This window comes from Streptomyces toxytricini, assembly GCF_014649915.1.
Classification (GTDB): Bacteria; Actinomycetota; Actinomycetes; order Streptomycetales; family Streptomycetaceae; genus Streptomyces; species Streptomyces toxytricini.
In genome coordinates, this window is sequence record NZ_BMTY01000002.1 from 317,765 (window position 1) to 338,789 (window position 21,025).

Consider the following 21,025-nt stretch of genomic DNA (forward strand, 5'->3'; position numbering starts at 1 on the left):
CCGACCCGAAAGGCGCAACTCGCGACAAGCGGGAGGCGGGCGGGGGCGCGACGGGCCCCCGCGGGTGCCGCGAAGTCCCGCCCGGTGCGGCGGCAGGGCCGCCGTCAGTCCATTTCGAGGACGCGCGCGTGCAGGACCTGGCGCTGCTGCAGGGCGGCGCGGACCGCGCGGTGCAGGCCGTCCTCCAGGTACAGGTCGCCCTGCCACTTCACGACGTGGGCGAAGAGGTCCCCGTAGAAGGTGGAGTCCTCGGCGAGCAGCGTCTCGAGGTCCAGCTGCCCCTTGGTCGTCACCAACTGGTCGAGCCGGACCGGGCGCGGGGCGACATCCGCCCACTGCCGGGTGGTTTCCCTGCCGTGGTCGGGGTACGGCCGCCCGTTTCCGATGCGCTTGAAGATCACACGGAAAGCCTACCGGGCCCGTGCCTGCGGGCGCAGCCTCACGCGGGCGGTGCAAAAGTGGCGTACAGGGTCAATACGGGAGGGTCGTATGAGCGAGAGCACCGCCCCGGAAGCGCCGGCCGACCGGATCGCCGCCGGTTACGCCTTCACCGGTCCGGCGCTGGAGCTGGGCGCACTGCTGTGGGACGGCGCCTGCCTGCCCGACCGGCGCGTCCGTGTTCCGCTCGCGGTGCTCGCCCGCCACGGCCTGATCGCGGGTGCGACCGGGACCGGCAAGACGAAGACCCTCCAGCTCATCGCCGAGCAGCTGTCCGCGAGCGGCGTCCCGGTGTTCCTCGCCGACGTCAAGGGGGACGTCTCCGGCATCGCCGCCCCGGGCGAGCCGCACCCGAAGACCGCCGAGCGGGCCCGCGAGGTCGGCCAGGACTGGCAGCCGGGCGGCTGCCCCGCCGAGTTCCTCTCGCTGGGCGGCATCGGGCCGGGCGTCCCGGTGCGCGCCACGGTGACGGACTTCGGGCCGGTGCTGCTGTCGAAGGTGCTCGGCCTCAACCGCACCCAGGAGCAGTCGCTCGGACTGGTCTTCCACTACGCCGACGCCAAGGGCCTGGAGCTGTACGACCTCAAGGACCTGCGGGCCGTCGTCGCGTTCCTCGTGTCGGACCGCGGCAAGGCCGAGCTGAAGGACATCGGCGGCATCTCCGCGGCGACGGCCGGGGTGATCCTGCGCGCCCTGACCGCGTTCGAACAGCAGGGCGCGGGCGTGTTCTTCGGCGAGCCCGAGTTCGACACCGCCGACCTGCTGCGGACGGCGCCCGACGGGCGCGGCGTCGTCTCCCTGCTGGAGCTCCCGGCCGTGCAGGACCGGCCGCAGCTCTTCTCGACCTTCCTGATGTGGCTGCTGGCCGACCTGTTCGCGGCCCTGCCCGAGGCGGGCGACCTCGACAAGCCGAAGCTCGTCTTCTTCTTCGACGAGGCGCACCTGCTCTTCGACGGCGCCTCCAAGGCCTTCCTGGAGGCCGTCACCCGGACGGTCCGGCTCATCCGCTCGAAGGGCGTCGGCGTCTTCTTCGTGACGCAGACCCCCAAGGACGTGCCGGCGGACGTGCTGGCCCAGCTCGGCAACCGGGTGCAGCACGCGCTGCGCGCGTTCACGCCGGACGACGCCAGGGCGCTCAAGGCCGCGGTGAAGACCTACCCCCGTTCGGAGTACGACCTGGAGGAGCTCCTGACGGGGCTCGGGACCGGCGAGGCCGTGGTCACCGTGCTAGACGAGAAGGGCGCCCCGACTCCGGTCGCGGCGACCAGGCTGCGGGCCCCGCGGTCGCTGATGGCGCCGGTCGGGGCGGAGGCGCTGGACCGGGCGGTGCACGCGTCGCCGCTGTACGCGCGCTACGCGCAGCCCGTGGACCGCGAGTCGGCGTACGAGAAGATCAGCGCGGAGCAGGCCGCCGCAGAGGCGGCGGCGGAGGCCGAGGCGGCGCGGGCGGAACCCCCGCGTGCCGGCGCCGGGACGGAGGCCGCCCGGCCGCAGCAGCCCCGCCGGCCCGCGGAGGAGCCGTCTCTGGCGCAGCAGGTGATGGGGAGCGGAATCTTCCGCTCGCTCGCCCGGTCGGTCGGCACCCAGCTGGGCCGGGAGATCTCCCGCTCCCTCTTCGGTACCGCCCGGCGCCGCAGGTGACGGATGGGCGCCCCGCCGGGTGACGCACCGGCCGTCCCCGCTGCCACACTCGACCCATGCGGACCGAACTCACCGACACCACGTCCAGCAAGGTCGACCGGGCCCTGCTCGAAGCCCGGCGGGCCATCGGAAGCCCCGCCATGGGCCTGGTCCTGACCCTCGTCATCGCCACAGACGAGGAGAACGCCTACGACGCGATCCGCGCGGCCACGGAGGCCTCCCGGGAGCACCCCTGCCGCATCATCGCGGTGGTCAAGCGCTCCTCGCGCGGCCCGAACCGGCTCCGCCAGACCCGGCTCGACGCCGAGCTGCGGGTCGGCTCGGACGCCGGGACCGGCGAGGTCGTCGTGCTGCGGCTGCACGGCGCGCTCACCGAGCAGGCCGGCTCCGTGGTCCTGCCGCTCCTCGTCCCCGACGCCCCCGTCGTGGCCTGGTGGCCCGCCGACGCCCCCGCCCACCCGGCCCGCGACCCGCTGGGCGCGCTGGCGCAGCGCCGGATCACGGACTCCGAGGCGGCCGCCGACCCGCTGGCCGCGCTGGCCGCGCAGGGGGCCGCGTACGCCCCCGGGGACACCGACCTGGCCTGGACCCGGCTCACCCCCTGGCGGGCGCTGCTCGCCGCCGCGCTGGACCAGAAGCCGCTGCCCGTGACCGGCGCGGCCGTGGAGAGCGAGGCCGGGAACCCGAGCGCGGAACTCCTCGCACGGTGGCTGGAGGACCGGCTGGGCGTCTCCGTGGAGCGGATCGCCACCGGCGGGCCCGTCATCACCGGGGTGCGGCTGGGGACCCCCGAGGGCGACATCCGCGTGGACCGGCCCGACGGGGTGCTGGCCACGTTGAGCCTGCCGGACAGCCCGGACCGCACCGCCGCCCTGAAGATCCGCAGCACGGCCGAGCTGCTGTCGGAGGAGCTGCGGCGGCTGCACGCGGACGAGGTGTACGCCGCCGCCCTGCGCCGGCGCCCCGACCCGGTCCCGGTGTAGGGCCGGGCCGGGGGCGGGTCAGCCGCCGGGCGCCTTCGCGGCCTTGGCGGCCTTGGCCGCGGCCTTCAGCTCCTGCTTGTGCGCCCGCACCTTGGCCAGCGACTCCGGCCCGGTGATGTCCGCCGCCGAGCGGTACACGCCGGCCTCCCCGTAGCCGCCGGCCGCCTCCCGCCAGCCCTCCGGCCGTACGCCGAGCCGCTTGCCCAGCAGCGCGAGGAAGATCTGCGCCTTCTGCTCGCCGAAGCCCGGCAGCGCCTTCAGCCGGTCCAGCAGCTCCGCCCCGGTCCCGACGCCGTCCCACAGCGCCGCCGCGTCCCCGTCGTAGTGCTCCACCAGGTACGCACACAGCTGCTGCACCCGCTTCGCCATCGACCCCGGATAGCGGTGGACGGCCGGCTTCCGCGACAGCAGCGCGGCGAACTCCTCCGGGTCGCAGGCGGCGATGGCATGGGCGTCGAGGTCGTCCGCGCCGAGCCGCTGCGCGATCGTGTACGGCCCGGCGAACGCCCACTCCATCGGCACCTGCTGGTCCAGCAGCATCCCGACGAGCGCGGCGAGCGGGCTGCGCCCGAGCAGCTCGTCGGCCTCCGGGTGCTGCGACAGCCGCAAGGTGGTGTCCATGGCTCCAGCCTCTCGCGCGGCCGCGTTCCGCGCGCGGGCGGCGCACCGCGCGCCTAGCGTGGAACACCGGACGGAGCCCACGACACAGGAGTCGATCGACCATGGCGGAGTTCTCGGAGGGCGCGCCCTGCTGGGCGGACGCGATGTTCACGGACGTCGAGGCGGCGAAGGCCTTCTACGGGGAGGTGCTGGGCTGGACCTTCGGCGAGGCGGCGAGCGAGTACGGCAACTACACGCAGGCGTACTCGGACGGCAAGGCGGTCGCCGCCGTCGTCCCCCCGATGCCCGGCACCGAAGCCCCGTCGCAGTGGTGCCTGTACTTCGCCTCGCCCGACGCGGCGGCCACCGCCGAGAAGATCAGGGCGGCGGGCGGCGAGGTGATGATGGGCCCGATGCAGATCGGCACGTACGGCACCATGCTCATCGCGAAGGAGCCGAGCGGCGCGGTCTTCGGCGTCTGGCAGCCGGGCGAGCACCGGGGCTTCGAGAAGATGGGCGAGCCGGGCGCCTACACGTGGGCCGAGGTCTTCACCCGCGACCCCGAGCGCGTGGACGCCTTCTTCCCGCAGGTCTTCCCGTACGGGGCGCAGCAGATGCAGCCCGACGGCAGCCCCGAGGAGGAGGGAATGGACTTCCGGGTCTTCAGCGCGGGCGGGCCGGAGAACCCGGTGCTCGGCCGGATGGCGATGGGCGGGGACTTCCCGCCGGAGGTCCCGCCGTACGTCCAGCTCTACTTCTCGGTGCCGGACTGCGACGAGGCCGTGGCGAAGGCGCAGAGGCTCGGCGGCAGGCTGCACTTCGGGCCCATGGACAGCCCCTTCGGGCGGTTCGCGGCGCTCGCCGACCAGCAGGGCGCGGCGTTCGCGGTCATCGACACCTCGACCACCCAGGGCGGCATGCCCGCCATGACGGACGTGTAGCCGTGCACCTGAGCATCCGGAACCGGCTGGTCGGCCGGGTGACGGCGGTGGCCGGCGGCGAGGCCGTGACGACGGTGGGAATCAGGCTGGAGGGCGGCGCGGACATCGTCGCGGCCATCACGAGCGACGCCGCCCGGGAACTCGACCTGAGCCCCGGCGCGGCGGTGACCGCCCTGGTCAAGGCCACCGACGTGGCGCTGGCGTCGGGCGCCGTCGAGGGCATCAGCATCCGGAACCAGATCTCCGGCACGGTCGCCGGCATCACCGAGGGCGGGGCCATGGCGTCGGTGCGCATCGTGGTGAACGACGGCGAACTGACCGCGGCGATCACCCGCGACGCCGTCGAGGCCCTCTCCCTGGCCCCCGGCTCCCACGTGGTGGCCCTGATCAAGGCCACGGAGGTCGCCCTGGCCACGGCCTGACGGGCCGCTGCCCTCGCGGATCGGTGCTCAACCCGCGGAAGTACCGGGACTCACCTGCGGGTGGCCGGGCGAGCCCTCTGGAGACCGGCTTCGCGGAAGATCTGCACCGGGTCGCGGGACGCCGTGGAACACCTGGCTGGTGTGCCAGGAGCGGTGGTGTGCCGCCACGGGGCGGGCGCCCGGTTGCGGGCCGATGACCGGACGGCCCGCGAGGGCCGTGACGTGCTCGCGGGCTGCAGGGCTGCGCCCGACGAAGTGCTGCGAGACGAGGATGAGGTGGCCGTCGCCGACACCGAGGACGCCCTTGTCGAAGAGCTTGTGGTGCAGTGAACACAGGCACAGGCCGTTCTCCACGTCATCCGGTCCGCCGAACGCCCACCAGCGCACGTGCGCGGCCTCCAGTCCGACCGGCACCGCTCCGATCCGCCCGTCGTAGCCGCAGAACGCGCACTGGTACTCGTAGGCCGTCAGCACCAGCTCCCGCATACGCCGGTCCCTCTGCCGTCGGGCGGACGGGGCCCGTCCGGTCTCTTCGGGCTCCAGCTCCAGCTCGAGCCCGATCGCCTCGCACAGTTCACCGTGCAGGGAGGGCGGGAAATGCCGGTCGAGCAGTACGCGCGCCAGCCGGCCCAGCAGCGACGGCTCGCGCCGCAGCGCCGTCCGCAGCTCCGGTGCCAGCCGCCCCGCAGCCCGGGACGCCCGCAGCTCCCGGACTCCGGTCCCGGGACTTCCCGGCCCGCGGTCGGTGCGCACCTCCCACACGCCGTCGCCGGCCAGGTGGTGGAAGGGATACGCGGGCGTCGTCCTGTGGGGCGGCCCGTACTCGGCCAGCAGCCGCTTCAGGTCCTCCTCCACGGCGCTGTAGACCAGCTCGCCGCCGGCGTCCTCCTGGAACCGTCCGAGGGCGTACAGCAGGAGGAGCGGCTTGTGCGGAGCGCGCGCCCCGTCCCTGGTCCACTGCCGCAACGTCGCGGTCCGCTCCACCCAGTCCACGATCGGCGATCGTAGTGCGCCCCTGCTGACGCCGCCCGGTTCGGCCCCCAACGACGAAGACCCCGGCCGCAATGCGGTCGGGGTCTTCGTCTCGCCTTTTCAGGCGGCTGCGGAGGATACGAGATTCGAACTCGTGAGGGGTTGCCCCCAACACGCTTTCCAAGCGTGCGCCCTAGGCCTCTAGGCGAATCCTCCGCGACGAACAATACAAGACGATGAGGGGTGCTAGCGAACTCGATACCCGGGGCCTCCATCCGCTAGGGTGGGGGCAGCCCCTCACGTGGCGCTATCTCACCCAACTCCCCCAGGGCCGGAAGGCAGCAAGGGTAAGTGGGCTCTGGCGGGTGCGTGGGGGGCGTTCGCGTTCCCGGACGGGCGGGCGGGTGGTGGCCGCCGGATGTTCGGCGGGGCTGTTTGTCGGCGGGCCCGGATAACCTCGTAGACGTGTCGTCCCTTGCGCTGTACCGCCGCTACCGCCCCGAGTCGTTCGCCGAGGTCATCGGCCAGGAGCATGTCACCGCTCCGCTGATGCAGGCCCTGCGGAACAACCGGGTCAACCACGCGTACCTGTTCAGCGGGCCCCGCGGCTGTGGCAAGACCACCAGTGCGCGGATCCTGGCCCGGTGCCTGAACTGTGAGCAGGGTCCCACTCCCGATCCGTGCGGGGAGTGCCAGTCCTGCCGGGACCTCGCGCGCAACGGCCCGGGGTCGATCGACGTGATCGAGATCGACGCCGCTTCGCACGGCGGTGTCGACGATGCCCGTGACCTGCGCGAGAAGGCGTTCTTCGGGCCGGCGTCCAGCCGCTACAAGATCTACATCATCGACGAGGCGCACATGGTCACCTCGGCGGGCTTCAACGCCCTGCTGAAGGTGGTCGAGGAGCCGCCGGAGCACCTGAAGTTCATCTTCGCGACCACCGAGCCCGAGAAGGTCATCGGGACCATCCGGTCGCGGACGCACCACTACCCCTTCCGGCTCGTGCCGCCCGGGACGCTGCGCGACTACCTGGGCGAGGTGTGCGGCCGCGAGGGAGCCAAGGTCGAGGACGGCGTGCTGCCGCTCGTGGTGCGGGCCGGCGCGGGCTCCGTGCGCGACTCGATGTCCGTCATGGACCAGCTGCTCGCGGGCGCCGCCGACGACGGCGTGACGTACGCCATGGCGACGTCGCTGCTCGGCTACACGGACGGGTCGCTGCTGGACTCCGTCGTGGACGCGTTCGCCGCGGGCGACGGGGCCGCCGCGTTCGAGGTCGTCGACCGGGTCGTCGAGGGCGGGAACGACCCGCGCCGGTTCGTCGCCGACCTGCTGGAGCGGCTGCGCGACCTCGTGATCCTCGCCGCGGTGCCCGACGCCGCGGAGAAGGGGCTGATCGACGCTCCCGCCGATGTGCTGGAGCGGATGCAGGCGCAGGCCTCCGTCTTCGGGGCGGCCGAGCTCAGCCGCGCCGCCGACCTGGTGAACACCGGTCTCACCGAGATGCGGGGCGCCACCTCGCCGCGGCTCCAGCTGGAGCTGATCTGTGCGCGGGTGCTGCTGCCGGCCGCGTTCGACGACGAGCGGTCCTTCCAGGCCCGTCTGGAGCGGCTGGAGCGGGGCGGTGCCGTCATGGCGGGGGCCGCGGCGCTCGGGGCGCACCCCGCCGCGCCCGTGTCGCCGCCGCCGCTCCCGCCCGTGGCCGCGCCGCCGGTCGTGCAGCCCGCGGCCCCGCAGCCCGCCATGGGGTACTCGCCCGGTCCCGAGGCGCACGCCATGGCGCCGGTGGCGGCACCGCCGGCCCAGCCCGCCGCGCCCGCCGCGCCCGCCGCCCAGCCCGCGCCCGCCGGACCCTCGGCGCAGGCTCCCGCGGCGCCCGGGGCGTGGCCGGGGGCCGCCAAGCCCGGTTCCGGGGTGCGCGGCGCCTGGCCCACCGCGGCCGCGCCCGGGCAGGGCACCCCCGCCCCCGCCCCCGCACCGGCAGCGGCCCCGGCGGCCCCTGCCGCTCCCGCTCCCGCACCGGCCGCCGCGGCGGCCCCGGCCGCGCAGCCCTCGCCGGGCATGGCGGCGGGCGCCGGGCAGGTGCAGGCGATGTGGCCCGGCATCCTCGACGCCGTCAAGAACCGCCGCCGCTTCACCTGGATCCTGCTCAGCCAGAACGCCCAGGTCACCGGCTTCGACGGAACAACCCTCCAGCTCGGCTTCCCGAACGCCGGAGCCCGCGACAACTTCGCCAGCAGCGGCAGCGAGGACGTGCTGAAGGCCGTCCTGGCCGAGCAGTTCCAGGTCAACTGGAAGATCGACGCCGTCGTCGGCGGGGGCCAGCCCGCCCCGCAGCCGTCCGCTTACGGCGCCCCGGCGTACGGGGCCCCGGCCCCCGCGCCCGCCCCGGCCCACAGCCCGCCGGCCGCCCCGGCCGCCCCCGCGGCCCCGGCGCCCGCGCCGCAGCCGTCCGCTCCGCCCCAGCAGCAGTACCAGCCGCCGCAGCAGCCCCCGCAGGCCGCCGCGCCTCAGGCGCCCGTACGGCAGGCACCGCCGCCGGTGGCGCCCGAGGACGACGTACCCGAGGAGGACGACCCCGACCTCGTCGAGAGCGCGCTGACCGGGCACGACCTCATCGTCCGCGAGCTCGGGGCGACCGTTGTGGAGGAATACACGAACGAATAGGGGCTGGTTTTCGGGTGGCCGCACAAAGGGCCGGCGCGCGAGCGGGCTAGGCTGCATGGCGTGAAGGTCCTCGTCATCGGCAGCGGCGCCCGCGAACACGCCCTGTGCCGCTCCCTGTCCCTCGACCCCGCCGTCGACGCGCTCTACTGCGCCCCCGGCAACGCCGGCATCGCCGAGGTGGCGGAGCTGCGCCCGGTCGACGCCCTCGACGGCGCCGCCGTGGCCGGCCTCGCCGCCGAGCTCGGCGCCGGCCTGGTCGTCATCGGCCCCGAAGCGCCCCTCGTCGCCGGCGTCGCCGATGCCGTCCGCGCCGCGGGCATCCCCGTCTTCGGGCCGTCCCGCGAGGCGGCGCAGCTGGAGGGGTCCAAGGCGTTCGCGAAGGACGTCATGGCCGCCGCCGGCGTCCCGACGGCCCGCAGCCACGTCTGCACCACGCCCGAGGAGGTCGACGAGGCGCTCGACGCCTTCGGCGCCCCGTACGTCGTCAAGGACGACGGCCTCGCGGCCGGCAAGGGCGTCGTCGTGACCGACGACCTGGAGGCCGCCCGCGCCCACGCGCTGGCCTGCGACCGCGTCGTCATCGAGGAGTACCTCGACGGCCCCGAGGTCTCCCTCTTCGCCATCACCGACGGCGTCACCGTGGTCCCGCTGCGCCCCGCGCAGGACTTCAAGCGCGCGCTCGACGGCGACCAGGGCCCCAACACCGGCGGCATGGGCGCCTACTCGCCGCTGCCGTGGGCCGACCCCAAGCTGGTCGACGAGGTCATGGCGACCGTGCTCCAGCCGACCGTCGACGAGCTGCGCCGCCGCGGCACGCCCTTCTCCGGCCTGCTGTACGCCGGCCTCGCGATCACCTCGCGCGGCGTCCGCGTCATCGAGTTCAACGCCCGCTTCGGCGACCCCGAGACGCAGGTCGTCCTGGCCCGGCTGAAGACCCCGCTCGCGGGCGTCCTGCTGAACGCGGCCAACGGCACCCTGGACGCCGAGCCGCCGCTGTCCTGGCGCGACGACGCCGCCGTCACGGTGGTCATCGCCTCGCACAACTACCCGGGCACCCCGCGCACCGGCGACCCGATCGAGGGCTTGGACGAGGTCGCCGCCGAGGACGGCCCCGACGCGTACGTGCTGCACGCGGGGACCCGGCGCGAGGGCGGCGCCGTCGTCAGCGCCGGCGGCCGCGTCCTGTCGGTGACCGCCACCGGCGCCGACCTCGCGGAGGCACGCGAGAAGGCGTACCGGGCCGTCGCCCGGATCCGGCTGGACGGCTCCCAGCACCGTACGGACATCGCCGCGAAGGCGGCCGCGGGCAGCTGAGCAGTCCGATCCGCGACGCGGGCCCGGTGCGCGAGAGGCATGCGCACCGGGCCCGCGCGCGTGTGCGTGTGCGAGTGCATCCGGCCGCGTTCGAACGCAGCAGCTTTACCCAAAGCCATTCCATCGAGTGATCGTCATACTGTCCGGCTGACTGCCGGCCGCTCCCCAACTAGGGTGCGGCGCAAGCATTCCGGCACTTGGCCCACCGGCATTGCGATGTCAGTGGCGGGTGTCACAGTGGGGGAGTGAGCGAAACCGCCGCAGGGCAGAGGGGGTGAGGTCCGGCCGTGTCCGGAACCGGTTCGTACGGGGAAGGCGGCGCGCCGTCCGCGCGCTCCAGGGCCCTGGCCGTGCTCCGCGTGCGGAGCAGGGCGCTGGCCCTCTGCCTGCTGCCCGCCGCCGCGGCGGTGGTACTGGTGACCGCCCGCATGACGGGCCGGCTCGCCGGCGACCCCTGGCCGCTGGTGACCCTCGTCGTCTGTGCGGTCGCCGCCGTGGTGCTGCTCGCCGCCGGCGTCTTCGCCGCCGTGGTGCTGCGCGCCGGCCCGCCGGTCACCCCGACCGTGCCGCTGGCCGAGTCGGAGGCGCCCGACCTGTACCGGCTGGTGCGGGACCTCGCCGACCGGATGGAGGTGCCCGCACCGTCGGCCATAGCGCTCGCGCCGGACTGCGACAGCTGGCTGGAGGACCGCACGCATGCGGCCCACCGCCGGCGCGGCGCGGCCGCCGGCCCGGGCAGCGAGCCCGGCGCCGCACCGGTGCTGGTGATCGGCTCCCCGTTCCTGTGGTGGATGCGGGTGGCGGAGCTGCGGGCGGTGCTCGCGCCCGTCGTCGCCGGTACGGGGCCCTCGGCGCACCCGGACATAGCCGACGCCAGGAGCTTCGTGCGCGGGCTCGACGCCGCGGCCGACGTGGGCGGCAGGCCCGGCCTCGGCTGGATCGGCCGCCCTGCCCGGCTGCTGCTGAGGCTCTGCCGGGACGACGCCGCCGAGATGGAGCGGGGTGTCGCGGCCGCCGCGTCCGCGCGGGCGGAGCGGGTCGACTACGGGCTGCGGATCACCGCCCAGGAGCAGGTCGGCCTCGCGTACGCGGGCTGGGACCGGCTGCTGACCAGGGTGGCGCTGCCCGCCTGGCGGATGGGCCGCTGGCCCTCCCACCTCGACGCGGGGGTGGTCTCCGCGCTGACGGAGCTGTCCCGGCGGGACCGGCTGGCCGACGGGTTCACCTCCCGGCTGGGCGACCGGCCGGCCTGCGACCTGCTGGAGCGGCCCGGCGCGGTGGACGAGGCGGCCTCGCTGCTCGCCGCGCGGCTGTTCCACGGCGGCCCGGCCGAGCCGGGACCGCAGTGGTCGCCGGTGGACTGGGCGGCGTACCCGGAGGAGGTCGTGGACCGGAAGTGGCGCCAGGAGGCGGCCCGGCTGCATGCCGCGCTGGACGCCCTCGCGGTGCCGGCCGGCACCGGGCCCACCCTGGACCGGGTCCTCGGCTACCTGGCGGGCGGGGGCGGCGAAGGCGGCCCCGGGGAGGCGCTCGCGGGGCGCCTCAGCGCCGATGTCGCCAGGGAGGAACGTTCCGCGGAGCACCGCGCCGAGCCGGTGCGCGGGGCGGACGCGGTACCGCTGTTCCCGCTCCAGCCGCAGCGCAGCGGCCGGGACCTGCTCGCCGACCACGTGACGGCCGCGGTGTGCTGCGCCGCCGTCGACGGCGTGGGCGCCGGCCCGGGCCTGGACTGGCTCGACGGCCCCGTCCTCCTGCTCGCGGGAGAACGCCGCCAGGACCTCGCCCCCCGCGTCCTGAGCCTCGTGGAGGACGGCGACCCGGACCCCCTCCGCGACTGGCTCGCCACCCTGGGCATCCGCCCGGAGAAGCCCATCCGCCTCCTCTGACGACCTCCCCCTGCACCCCTGCAATCACACCCGCCACTCCCGTCTGCCGTGCGCTTGCGGGTCGGTTTTCGAGGTCGTGGTTGGTTGTGGCGAACGGTGACGGAATCAGCGCGTTATGTGATGTGCTGGGACCGGCCGCGGTCGGTCGCCCGGGCAGCCGAGCCGTGCCGGCATGCAGCAGAGGACCGTTCGGGGGAGCGAGGGAGGGGCGCGGAATGGGTTCGGACCAGATCCGGCGGTGGGAGTCGGGGGCACTCGCCCATGCGGTGAACGACCCCTTCGGGCAGGGTCCGCTGCCGTGGTTCCGCGGCAGCGAGGTGTACTTCGGCGACACAGGGCAGGTCGTGCCGTGGTACGTCGACCCGGCCATCGCCCCCGGCCGGCCGGCCCGCGCCACGGGCAGCGGCGGCCCCCGCACCGTGGACGACGTGCACCGGCAGATCAAGGGATTCGCCTCCACGGGGGCGGTGGCCCCGGGCGAGGCCATCGACTTCCACATCACGGTGGACCCGCCGCAGCAGTTCTCCGTCGACGTCTACCGCATCGGCCACTACGGCGGCGACGGCGCCTCGAAGATCACCACCAGCCCGCGCCTCTCCGGGATCGTCCAGCCGCCCCCGCTGACCGCCGACCGGACCGTGTCCTGCCACCACTGGTGGCTGTCGTGGCGGCTGCAGATCCCCTCGTACTGGAACCTCGGGGCCTACGTGGCCGTGCTGACCACCGCCGACGGCTACCGGTCGCACATCCCGTTCACCGTCCGCGACGAGCACCCCGCCGACCTGCTCCTGCTCCTGCCGGACATCACCTGGCAGGCGTACAACCTGTACCCGGAGGACGGCCGCACCGGCGCCAGCCTCTACCACGCGTGGGACGCGGACGGCCGGCTGCTCGGCGAGCGGGACGCGGCGGTCACCGTCTCCTTCGACCGCCCTTACGCCGGCGCCGGGCTGCCGCTGCACGTCGGCCACGCCTACGACTTCATCCGCTGGGCCGAGCGCTACGGCTACGACCTCGCCTACGCCGACACCCGGGACCTGCACGCCGGCCGCGTCGACCCCACCCGCTACCGCGGCCTCGTCTTCCCAGGCCACGACGAGTACTGGTCCACGGCCATGCGCCGCACCGCCGAGCGGGCCCGCGACCACGGCACCTCCCTCGTCTTCCTCTCCGCGAACACCATGTACTGGCAGGTCGAGCTCGGCCCCTCCCCCTCCGGGGTCCCCGACCGGCTCCTGACCTGCCGAAAACGGCGCGGCCCGGGCCGCCCCTGCCTGTGGCGGGAGGTCGACCGCCCGGAGCAGCAGCTCCTCGGGATCCAGTACGCGGGCCGGGTCCCGGAGCCCGCCCCGCTCGTCGTCCGCAACGCCGCGCACTGGCTGTGGGAATCCACCGGGGCCGGCGAGAACGACGAGCTGCCCGGCCTGGTCGCGGGCGAGGCCGACCGGTACTTCCCGCGCACCCAGCTGCCCGAGCACCACGACCGGATCCTCCTCGCGCACTCCCCGTACCTCGACGGGGACGGGGTGCGGCGGCACCAGGAGACCTCCCTGTACCGGGCGCCGAGCGGGGCGCTGGTCTTCGCCTCCGGGACCTTCGCGTGGTCCCCGGCGCTGGACCGCCCCGGGCACGTCGACGAGCGGATCCAGCGGGCCACGGCGAACCTCCTCGACCGGATCTGCAAGAGGGACTGACCGGGCGCCGCCCCCGCCGCGCGACCCTCGGCGGCCGCCGCGCGGCCGGTGCGGGAGAATGGGGCTGCGCTCGTACAGAACCACAGGGAGACCCCGTGTCCGGATTCGTCGAAAAGCCCGAGCCGGTGCAGGTGCCGGGCCTCGTCCACCTCCACACCGGCAAGGTGCGGGACCTCTACCGCGACGGCGACGGCAACCTCGTCATGGTCGCCAGCGACCGCATCTCCGCCTTCGACTGGGTGCTGCCCACCGGCATCCCGGACAAGGGCCGCGTCCTGACGCAGCTGTCGCTGTGGTGGTTCGACCAGCTGGCCGACCTCGTCCCGAACCACGTCATCGGCACGGACCTGCCCGCCGGCGCCCCCGCCGACTGGGCGGGCCGCACCCTGGTCTGCAAGGACCTGGAGATGGTCCCGGTCGAGTGCGTGGCCCGCGGCTACCTCACCGGTTCGGGCCTCGCCGAGTACCGGCAGACCCGCACGGTGTGCGGGCTCGCACTGCCCGAGGGGCTCGTCGACGGCTCGGAGCTGCCCGCGCCGATCTTCACGCCGGCCGCCAAGGCCGAGGTGGGCGAGCACGACGAGAACGTCTCGTACGAGGAGGTGGCGCGCACCACCGGCGCCGAGACCGCCGCCCTGCTGCGCCGGACGACCCTGGACGTCTACGGCCGGGCCCGGGACATCGCCCGCGAGCGCGGGATCATCCTCGCGGACACGAAGTTCGAGTTCGGTTTCGACCGCGACGGCACGCTCGTCGCCGCCGACGAGGTGCTGACCCCCGACTCGTCGCGCTTCTGGCCGGCGGACCTGTGGGAGCCGGGCCGCGCCCAGCCGTCCTTCGACAAGCAGTTCGTCCGCGACTGGCTGTCCTCACCCGCCTCCGGCTGGGACCCCAAGGGCGAACTCCCGCCGCCCGCCCTCCCGCAGGAGGTCGTCGAGCAGACCCGCGCCAAGTACGTCGAGGCGTACGAGCGGCTCACCGGCCTGTCCTGGTCCTGAACGCGCGCCCCCCTGCCCGGCCGGGCCGGGGGGGGGGATACGCCGGAAGCCCCCGGTCGGTGACCGGGGGCTTCCCTGTGGAGCGGACAACGAGACTCGAACTCGCGACATCCACCTTGGCAAGGTGGTGCTCTACCAACTGAGCTATGTCCGCAGGCGCCGTGGCGCGGGCACCACTATACCCAACCGCGCTCCCTGGCGAGACGCACCGCGGTGTGCCGGTTCTCGGCGCCCAGCTTCGAGGCCGCCGACGACAGGTAGTTGCGCACGGTGCCCTGTGACAGGCCGGCCCGTTCGGCGATCTCCGCGATCGGCGCGCCGTCCCCGGCGAGCTCCAGCACCTCGGCCTCGCGGGCGGTCAGCGGCGAGTCGCCCGCGCTGATCGCGTCGGCCGCCAACTCCGGGTCCACGTACCGGCCGCCGGCGTGCACGGTGCGGATGAGCTCGGCGAGCCGCTGCGCCGACACGGTTTTCGGGGCGAACGCCCGCACGCCCGCGGCGAGGGCCCGCTTGAGGTGGCCGGGCCGCCCGTGACTGGTGACGATCATGGTGCGGCAGTCGGGGAGCTCCGCCTTCAGGGACGTGGCGACGCTCACGCCGTCCGCCCCCGGCATCTGCAGGTCGAGCACCGCCACGTCGGGCCGGTGCGCCCGGGCCATCGCCAGCGCCTCGGGCCCCGATGCCGCCTCGGCGACGACCAGCAGGTCGTCCTCCAGGGCGAGCAGGGCGGCGAGGGCGCCGCGGATCAGGTGCTCGTCGTCGGCCAGCAGTACGCGCACGGGGCTCATGCCCGCACCTCCAGTCCTCGCAGTTGGCGCCCGGGTATCCGGGCGCGCAGCCGGAACCGGCCGTCGCCGAGCGGGCCGGCCTCCAGCGTGCCGTCCAGGGCTGCGAGCCGCTCCCGCAGCCCGGCCAGCCCCGAGCCGGGGGGACCGGCGGGGGCGTCGGGGGCTCCGTCGTTCTCCACGTCCAGGGTGAGCGCGCCGTCCCCGCCGGCCGCGGCCTCGGGGGGCACGGTGAGGCGGATCACACAGGAGCGGGCGTCGCCGTGCCGCAGCACGTTCGTGGTGGCCTCGCGGACCACCCAGCCGAGCGCCGACTGCACCTCGGGGCGCAGGACCCGCCCGGCCTCCACTTCGACCCTGCAGTCCATGCCGGCCGCGGCGAGGACGCCGCGCGCGCCCTCCAGCTCGACCGCGAGGTCGGCCTCCCGGTAGCCGCGGACGACGTCGCGGACCTCGCGCTGGGACTCGCGGGCGATCCGCTGGACCTCGATCATCTGGTCGACGGCCTCGGGGCGCTCACGGCGGGCCAGCTGCACGGCGAGTTCGCTCTTGAGGGCGATGACGGCGAGGTTGCGGCCCATGACGTCGTGCAGGTCCCGGCCGAAGCGGAGGCGCTCCTCGGCGACGGCGAGCTGCGCCTGGAGCTCGCGGGCGCGGTCGAGTTCGTAGACGGTCTTGAGGAGCCAGGCGGAGAAGGCGCAGGTGAAGGCGAGGAGGAGGCTGGTGAGGAAGACCCCGGTCGCGTAGCCCGCGGCTTCCATGGGCGGGCGCAGGGCCGCGGACGGCAGCCCGGCGAGCACGGCCGCAGCGGCGGGCAGGCAGGCCATGTGGCGGACCTTGTCCAGGGCGAGGGCGAGGGCGCCCGTCGCGAAGGCGACGGTGTTGACCACGATCATCGGGGTGGCGTTGCCGTCGCCGGCCTTTCCGGCGGAGTGCAGCAGGAGCAGGGCGGCCACGAGGACCAGGGTCAGGGCGGAGAGGGCGGCGGCCTGGCGCACGGGGCGCTCGCGGTGGCCCAGGACCCAGTCCAGCGCCCTGGCGGACAGCACACCGAACAGCACGGGGTGTGCCAGGACGGGCAGGAGGAGGGCCAGGGCGACGGGCTTCGGCATGGTTCCCAGCGCGCCGAGGACGGCGAGCGCCTCGATGGCCATGAAGAAGTGGAACGACCACCGCGTGTACAGCTCGACCTTGGCCGCGCTGCTGCGGTTCCTCCACCATCCGGTCAGTCTCGACACGGTCCCCGTCCGTCCCCCCGGCCGCCCTCGGGCGGGCGCTCTCCACGGTCCAAGCCTGGCGGCGGGCCGGCCGCCGCACCAGTGCAGGTGATCATCGCCGAGGATGACATTTGTCAGGAACCGGGGGTGCGGCACATACGACGAAGGGCCCTGATCGATGATCAGGGCCCTTCGCAGCTGAGCGGACGACGAGACTCGAACTCGCGACATCCACCTTGGCAAGGTGGTGCTCTACCAACTGAGCTACGTCCGCATGCCGCCTCGGCACGATGGCCGCGCGATGCGTGCATCACTCTACCCGATCCACCGGAGTGGTGGGTAAAGCCTGCGAGCGGGTGACAGGGATCGCACACTGCGCCTTCCCCCTGGAAGGGGGATGTTCTGCTACTGAACTACACCCGCACGACCTTCGGGGCTCTGACCTGCGGCCTCGCCCCTCGGCGTGATCCACACACTAGCGGACGACAGGGGGTGGATGCCAAATCCGCCCCTGCCCCGGCCGGGCGCGCGGCCGGGGCAGCCTCAGGGGCGCCGCCGGCCCGCCGCTCAGTGCGCCTGCTCGTACGCCTCGTAGACGCGCTTGGGGATCCGGCCCCGCGGGGGCACCTCGAAGTCGTGCGACCGGGCCCAGGCGCGGACCACCGCCGGGTCGGGGGCGAGGGAGGTGTGCTTGAAGGCCCGCCCGGAGCGGGACTGCCGGCGGCCGGCGGCCACGTACGGGGCCAGGCTCTTCCGGAGTTTCTTCGCGTTGGCCGGATTGAGATCGATCTCGTAGGACTTCCCGTCCAGGCCGAACGTGACGGTTTCCGCCGCTTCTCCGCCGTCGATGTCGTCGGAGAGAGTGACCACTACGCGCTGCGCCACGGATCTCGATCCCTTCGTGGGCCACTCGCCGCCGTCCGTTGACGTGCGGTGATGTCGCCTGTGTGGATGTTTCGGAGCAATGCGGTTTTCCGGCCCCGAAGCGGGGCGGCAAATCCCGCTTGCTCGGGGATTCCTTTGTACCGCGATTGCCATTGCATTGCGAAGCCCAGTTAATTGTCTGCGCGTGTCCCGCCGCAATGCCGAGTCGGGGGTTTTCCGGCGGATTTTGCGAAGCGTTGGTGAAGCCTCAACGGCGCCCGTGCGACCCCCTCCGGAAATCTACCCGCGTAGAAATTTCGGGCGGGTACGCTGAAGGAACCGCCTTGCACCAACCACCCATCGGGAGTGCCAGTGGCACGCGTCGTAGTCGACGTCATGCTCAAGCCGGAGATCCTCGACCCCCAGGGCCAGGCGGTGCAGCGTGCACTGCCGCGCCTGGGCTTCGAGGGCATCGCCGACGTCCGCCAGGGGAAGCGCTTCGAGCTGGAGGTGGAGGGTCCGGTCGACCAGACCGCCCTCGACCGGATCCACAAGATGGCCGAAACGTTCCTCGCCAACACCGTCATCGAAGACTTCACCGTGAAGGTAGAGGACTGACCGGTGACCACTCGCATCGGTGTCGTCACGTTCCCCGGAACGCTCGACGACCGTGACTCGCTGCGCGCCGTGCGCCTCGCAGGGGCCGAGCCCGTCTCGCTGTGGCACCGCGACAAGGACCTGCACCAGGTCGACGCGGTCGTCCTCGCGGGCGGCTTCTCCTACGGCGACTACCTGCGCGCCGGAGCCATCTCCCGGTTCTCGCCGGTGATGGAGACCATCATCGAGCAGGCCAGGGGCGGCATGCCGGTCCTCGGCATCTGCAACGGCTTCCAGATCCTCACCGAGGCCCACCTGCTGCCGGGGGCGATGCTCCGGAACAACCACCTGCACTTCATCTGCCGCGACCAGAAGCTCCGCGTCGAGAACGCGGACACCTCCTGGACCGGCGACTACGAGCAGGGACAGGAGATCTCCGTCCCGCTCAAGAACATGGACGGCCGCTACGTCGCCGACCAGCGGACGCTGGACGAACTGGAGGGCGAGGGCCGAGTGGCCTTCCGCTACCTCGACTTCAACCCCAACGGCTCGCTGAACGACATCGCAGGCATCACCAACGCCGCCGGCAACGTCGTCGGCCTCATGCCGCACCCCGAGCACGCGGTCGAGCCGCTGATCGGGACCGGCCGCACCGACGGCCTCGGATTCTTCACCTCGATCCTGAAGAAGCTGGTCTCCGCATGACTCTGGACACCGTCAAGCACGCCGCCGGGACCCCGGACGCGGCGCAGCCCTGGAAGGAACTCGGCCTCAAGGAGGACGAGTACCAGCGCATCCGCGAGATCCTCGGCCGCCGCCCCACGGGCGCCGAGCTCGCCATGTACTCCGTGATGTGGTCCGAGCACTGCTCGTACAAGAGCAGCAAGGTCCACCTGCGCCAGTTCGGCGAGAAGGCCCCGGCCAACGACGCCATGCTCGTCGGCATCGGCGAGAACGCCGGCGTCGTCGACGTCGGCCAGGGCTACGCGGTCACCTTCAAGGTCGAGTCGCACAACCACCCCTCGTACATCGAGCCCTACCAGGGCGCGGCGACGGGCGTCGGCGGCATCGTCCGCGACATCCTCGCCATGGGCGCCCGCCCGGTCGCCGTCGTCGACCCGCTGCGCTTCGGCGCCGCCGACCACCCCGACACCAAGCGCGTCCTGCCGGGCGTCGTCGCGGGCATCGGCGGCTACGGCAACTGCCTGGGACTGCCCAACATCGGCGGCGAGGTCGTCTTCGACGCCTGCTACCAGGGCAACCCGCTGGTCAACGCCGGCTGCATCGGCGTGATGAAGCACGAGGACATCCACCTCGCCAAGGCCTCCGGCCCCGGCAACAAGGTGATCCTCTACGGCGCCCGCACCGGCGGCGACGGCATCGGCGGCGTCTCGGTCCTCGCGTCCGAGACCTTCGACGACACGAAGCCGACCAAGCGCCCCGCCGTCCAGGTCGGCGACCCCTTCCAGGAGAAGCTCCTCATCGAGTGCACCCTGGAGATCTTCAAGGAGAAGCTGGTCGCGGGCATCCAGGACCTCGGCGGCGCAGGCCTGTCCTGCGCCACCTCCGAGCTGGCCTCCGCGGGCTCCGGCGGCATGCGCGTCGAGCTCGACACGGTGCCGCTGCGCGACGCGACGCTCTCGCCCGAGGAGATCCTCATGAGCGAGTCGCAGGAGCGCATGTGCGCGATCGTCGAGCCGCAGCACGTCGACCGCTTCATGGAGATCTGCGAGAAGTGGGACGTCATCGCCACCGTCATCGGCGAGGTGACCGACGGCGAGCGCCTGGAGATCTTCTGGCACGGCGAGCAGATCGTGGACGTGCCCCCGGGCACCGTCGCCCACGAGGGCCCGGTCTACCAGCGCCCGTACGCCCGCCCCGACTGGCAGGACGCCCTCCAGGCCGACGACGCGGGCAAGCTGCCCCGCCCGCAGACCTCCGAGGAGCTCCGCGCGCAGGTCCTGGCCCTGGTCTCCTCCCCGAACCAGGCCTCCAAGTCCTGGGTCACCGACCAGTACGACCGGTTCGTGCAGGGCAACACCGTCCTCGCGCAGCCGGAGGACGCCGGCATCGTCCGCATCGACGAGGAGTCCGACCTCGGCGTGGCCATGGCGACCGACGGCAACGGCCGCTACGCCAAGCTCGACCCGTACACGGGCGCGCAGCTGGCGCTGGCGGAGGCGTACCGCAACGTCGCCGCGACCGGTGCCAAGCCGCTGGCCGTCTCCGACTGCCTGAACTTCGGCTCGCCCGAGGACCCGGGCGTCATGTGGCAGTTCGCCGAGGCCTGCCGCGGTCTCGCGGACGCCTGCCTGGAGCTGGGCACGCCGGTGACCGGCGGCAACGTCTCGCTGTACAACCAGACCGGCGACACCGCGATCCACCCGACCCCGGTCGTGGCGGTCCTCGGCGTCATCGACGACGTCAACCGGCGCACGCCGATGGCGTTCGCCGAGCCCGGCCAGCTGCTGTACCTGCTCGGCGACACCGCCGAGGAGTTCGGCGGCTCCGCCTGGTCGCAGGTCGTCCACGACCACCTCGGCGGCCTCCCGCCGAAGGTGGACCTGGGCCGCGAGAAGCTGCTCGCCGAGATCCTGATCGCCGCCTCGCGCGACGGCATGGTCGACGCGGCGCACGACGTCTCCGACGGCGGCGTGGTCCAGGCGCTCACCGAGTCCTGCCTGCGCGGCGGGAACGGCGCCCGGATCGTGGTCCCCGAGGGCCTCGACGCGTTCACCTTCCTGTTCTCCGAGTCCGCGGGCCGGGCCGTCGTTGCCGTCCCGCGCAGCGAGGAGCTCCGCTTCACCGACATGTGCGGCGCGCGGGGCCTGCCCGCCACCCGCATCGGTGTCGTGGACGGCGAGGAGATCGAGGTCCAGGGCGAGTTCACGATCCCGCTGGCCGAGCTCCGCGAGGCCCACGAGGCGACGATCCCCGGCCTGCTGGCCTGATCCGCCCCGTCCCGCAGCGCGGCGGGCGCCCCACCCCGGGTGCCCGCCGTGCTGCGGC

The 21,025-nt window shown here is 73.7% G+C and carries 18 protein-coding genes, 4 tRNA genes and 1 other RNA gene; 13 read left to right on the plus strand and 10 right to left on the minus strand.

The features are described from left to right. Window positions 1–104 precede the first annotated feature (104 nt). On the minus strand, window positions 105–401 hold the full coding sequence (locus tag IE170_RS03655; protein ID WP_114058229.1) for a type II toxin-antitoxin system VapB family antitoxin: 297 nt from the start codon (window positions 399–401) through the stop codon (window positions 105–107). An 88-nt stretch (window positions 402–489) separates the two neighbouring features. Here IE170_RS03655 and IE170_RS03660 point away from each other — a divergent pair, with 88 nt between their 5' ends. Next, window positions 490–2,079: a helicase HerA-like domain-containing protein gene (locus IE170_RS03660; RefSeq protein ID WP_189807841.1), complete on the plus strand. Its 1,590-nt coding sequence runs from the start codon at window positions 490–492 to the stop codon at window positions 2,077–2,079. Between the two features lie 56 nt (window positions 2,080–2,135). After that, entirely contained in the window at window positions 2,136–3,062 is a 927-nt protein-coding gene (opcA, locus tag IE170_RS03665) for a glucose-6-phosphate dehydrogenase assembly protein OpcA (protein ID WP_189807842.1), read from the plus strand. 18 nt (window positions 3,063–3,080) lie between these two features. Here opcA and IE170_RS03670 read toward each other — a convergent pair whose 3' ends face one another. Continuing rightward, window positions 3,081–3,683: an HhH-GPD-type base excision DNA repair protein gene (locus IE170_RS03670; RefSeq protein WP_189807843.1), complete on the minus strand. Its 603-nt coding sequence runs from the start codon at window positions 3,681–3,683 to the stop codon at window positions 3,081–3,083. Between the two features lie 101 nt (window positions 3,684–3,784). Between IE170_RS03670 and IE170_RS03675 the strand changes: the two genes are divergently transcribed. Then, a complete protein-coding gene (locus tag IE170_RS03675) occupies window positions 3,785–4,603 on the plus strand; it encodes a VOC family protein (RefSeq protein ID WP_189807844.1) in 819 nt (272 codons plus the stop codon). 2 nt (window positions 4,604–4,605) lie between these two features. Further along, window positions 4,606–5,025 carry a TOBE domain-containing protein gene (locus IE170_RS03680; RefSeq protein WP_189807845.1) on the plus strand — a complete coding sequence of 140 codons (420 nt, stop codon included), beginning with the start codon at window positions 4,606–4,608 and terminating at the stop codon, window positions 5,023–5,025. Between the two features lie 27 nt (window positions 5,026–5,052). On the opposite strand, the gene IE170_RS03685 is transcribed toward IE170_RS03680, so the two are convergent. Both IE170_RS03685 and IE170_RS03690 read right to left on the minus strand, forming a co-directional pair. Beyond that, the gene (locus IE170_RS03685; RefSeq protein WP_189807846.1) at window positions 5,053–6,018 is read right to left on the minus strand and encodes a phosphorothioated DNA-binding restriction endonuclease; all 966 of its coding nucleotides are present in this window, start codon (window positions 6,016–6,018) and stop codon (window positions 5,053–5,055) included. A gap of 110 nt (window positions 6,019–6,128) precedes the next feature. After that, window positions 6,129–6,213: transfer RNA gene (locus tag IE170_RS03690), tRNA-Ser, on the minus strand. A gap of 72 nt (window positions 6,214–6,285) precedes the next feature. Between IE170_RS03690 and ffs the strand changes: the two genes are divergently transcribed. The 6 genes from ffs to IE170_RS03720 all read left to right on the plus strand — a co-directional run bounded on the left by ffs (window position 6,286) and on the right by IE170_RS03720 (window position 14,553). Next, an RNA gene (gene ffs / locus IE170_RS03695) (signal recognition particle sRNA small type) lies at window positions 6,286–6,384 on the plus strand. A gap of 78 nt (window positions 6,385–6,462) precedes the next feature. Beyond that, window positions 6,463–8,661: a DNA polymerase III subunit gamma and tau gene (locus tag IE170_RS03700; RefSeq protein WP_189807847.1), complete on the plus strand. Its 2,199-nt coding sequence runs from the start codon at window positions 6,463–6,465 to the stop codon at window positions 8,659–8,661. A 60-nt stretch (window positions 8,662–8,721) separates the two neighbouring features. Further along, on the plus strand, window positions 8,722–9,975 hold the full coding sequence (purD, locus tag IE170_RS03705) for a phosphoribosylamine--glycine ligase (RefSeq protein WP_189807848.1): 1,254 nt from the start codon (window positions 8,722–8,724) through the stop codon (window positions 9,973–9,975). 287 nt (window positions 9,976–10,262) lie between these two features. Further along, on the plus strand, window positions 10,263–11,861 hold the full coding sequence (locus IE170_RS03710; protein ID WP_189807849.1) for a M48 family metalloprotease: 1,599 nt from the start codon (window positions 10,263–10,265) through the stop codon (window positions 11,859–11,861). 215 nt (window positions 11,862–12,076) lie between these two features. Continuing rightward, a complete protein-coding gene (locus tag IE170_RS03715) occupies window positions 12,077–13,555 on the plus strand; it encodes a N,N-dimethylformamidase beta subunit family domain-containing protein (RefSeq protein WP_189807850.1) in 1,479 nt (492 codons plus the stop codon). Between the two features lie 95 nt (window positions 13,556–13,650). Further along, window positions 13,651–14,553 carry a phosphoribosylaminoimidazolesuccinocarboxamide synthase gene (locus IE170_RS03720; protein ID WP_189807851.1) on the plus strand — a complete coding sequence of 301 codons (903 nt, stop codon included), beginning with the start codon at window positions 13,651–13,653 and terminating at the stop codon, window positions 14,551–14,553. Window positions 14,554–14,631: 78 nt separating this feature from the next. Here IE170_RS03720 and IE170_RS03725 read toward each other — a convergent pair. The 6 genes from IE170_RS03725 to IE170_RS03750 form a co-directional block, all read right to left on the minus strand. Continuing rightward, window positions 14,632–14,707 (minus strand) — tRNA-Gly (locus IE170_RS03725). A gap of 22 nt (window positions 14,708–14,729) precedes the next feature. Next, window positions 14,730–15,341: a response regulator transcription factor gene (locus tag IE170_RS03730; RefSeq protein WP_114058212.1), complete on the minus strand. Its 612-nt coding sequence runs from the start codon at window positions 15,339–15,341 to the stop codon at window positions 14,730–14,732. Next, on the minus strand, window positions 15,338–16,576 hold the full coding sequence (locus IE170_RS03735) for a sensor histidine kinase (RefSeq protein WP_189807852.1): 1,239 nt from the start codon (window positions 16,574–16,576) through the stop codon (window positions 15,338–15,340). Before IE170_RS03735 ends, IE170_RS03730 begins: the two co-directional genes overlap by 4 nt. A 180-nt stretch (window positions 16,577–16,756) precedes the next feature. Next, window positions 16,757–16,829 (minus strand) — tRNA-Gly (locus tag IE170_RS03740). A 77-nt stretch (window positions 16,830–16,906) separates the two neighbouring features. Beyond that, a tRNA-Gly gene (locus IE170_RS03745) sits at window positions 16,907–16,978 on the minus strand. Window positions 16,979–17,122: 144 nt separating this feature from the next. Next, window positions 17,123–17,440, minus strand: coding sequence for a histone-like nucleoid-structuring protein Lsr2 (locus IE170_RS03750; RefSeq protein ID WP_189807853.1), 318 nt, complete (start codon window positions 17,438–17,440; stop codon window positions 17,123–17,125). A gap of 345 nt (window positions 17,441–17,785) precedes the next feature. Here IE170_RS03750 and purS point away from each other — a divergent pair, with 345 nt between their 5' ends. The 3 genes from purS to purL are packed head-to-tail and all read left to right on the plus strand — an operon-like array spanning window position 17,786 to window position 20,967. Beyond that, the gene (gene purS / locus IE170_RS03755) at window positions 17,786–18,037 is read left to right on the plus strand and encodes a phosphoribosylformylglycinamidine synthase subunit PurS (RefSeq protein ID WP_114058209.1); all 252 of its coding nucleotides are present in this window, start codon (window positions 17,786–17,788) and stop codon (window positions 18,035–18,037) included. A 3-nt stretch (window positions 18,038–18,040) separates the two neighbouring features. Next, the gene (purQ, locus tag IE170_RS03760; protein ID WP_114058208.1) at window positions 18,041–18,721 is read left to right on the plus strand and encodes a phosphoribosylformylglycinamidine synthase subunit PurQ; all 681 of its coding nucleotides are present in this window, start codon (window positions 18,041–18,043) and stop codon (window positions 18,719–18,721) included. Beyond that, window positions 18,718–20,967 carry a phosphoribosylformylglycinamidine synthase subunit PurL gene (gene purL / locus IE170_RS03765; protein WP_189807854.1) on the plus strand — a complete coding sequence of 750 codons (2,250 nt, stop codon included), beginning with the start codon at window positions 18,718–18,720 and terminating at the stop codon, window positions 20,965–20,967. Before purQ ends, purL begins: the two co-directional genes overlap by 4 nt. The last annotated feature ends 58 nt before the right edge of the window (window positions 20,968–21,025 follow it).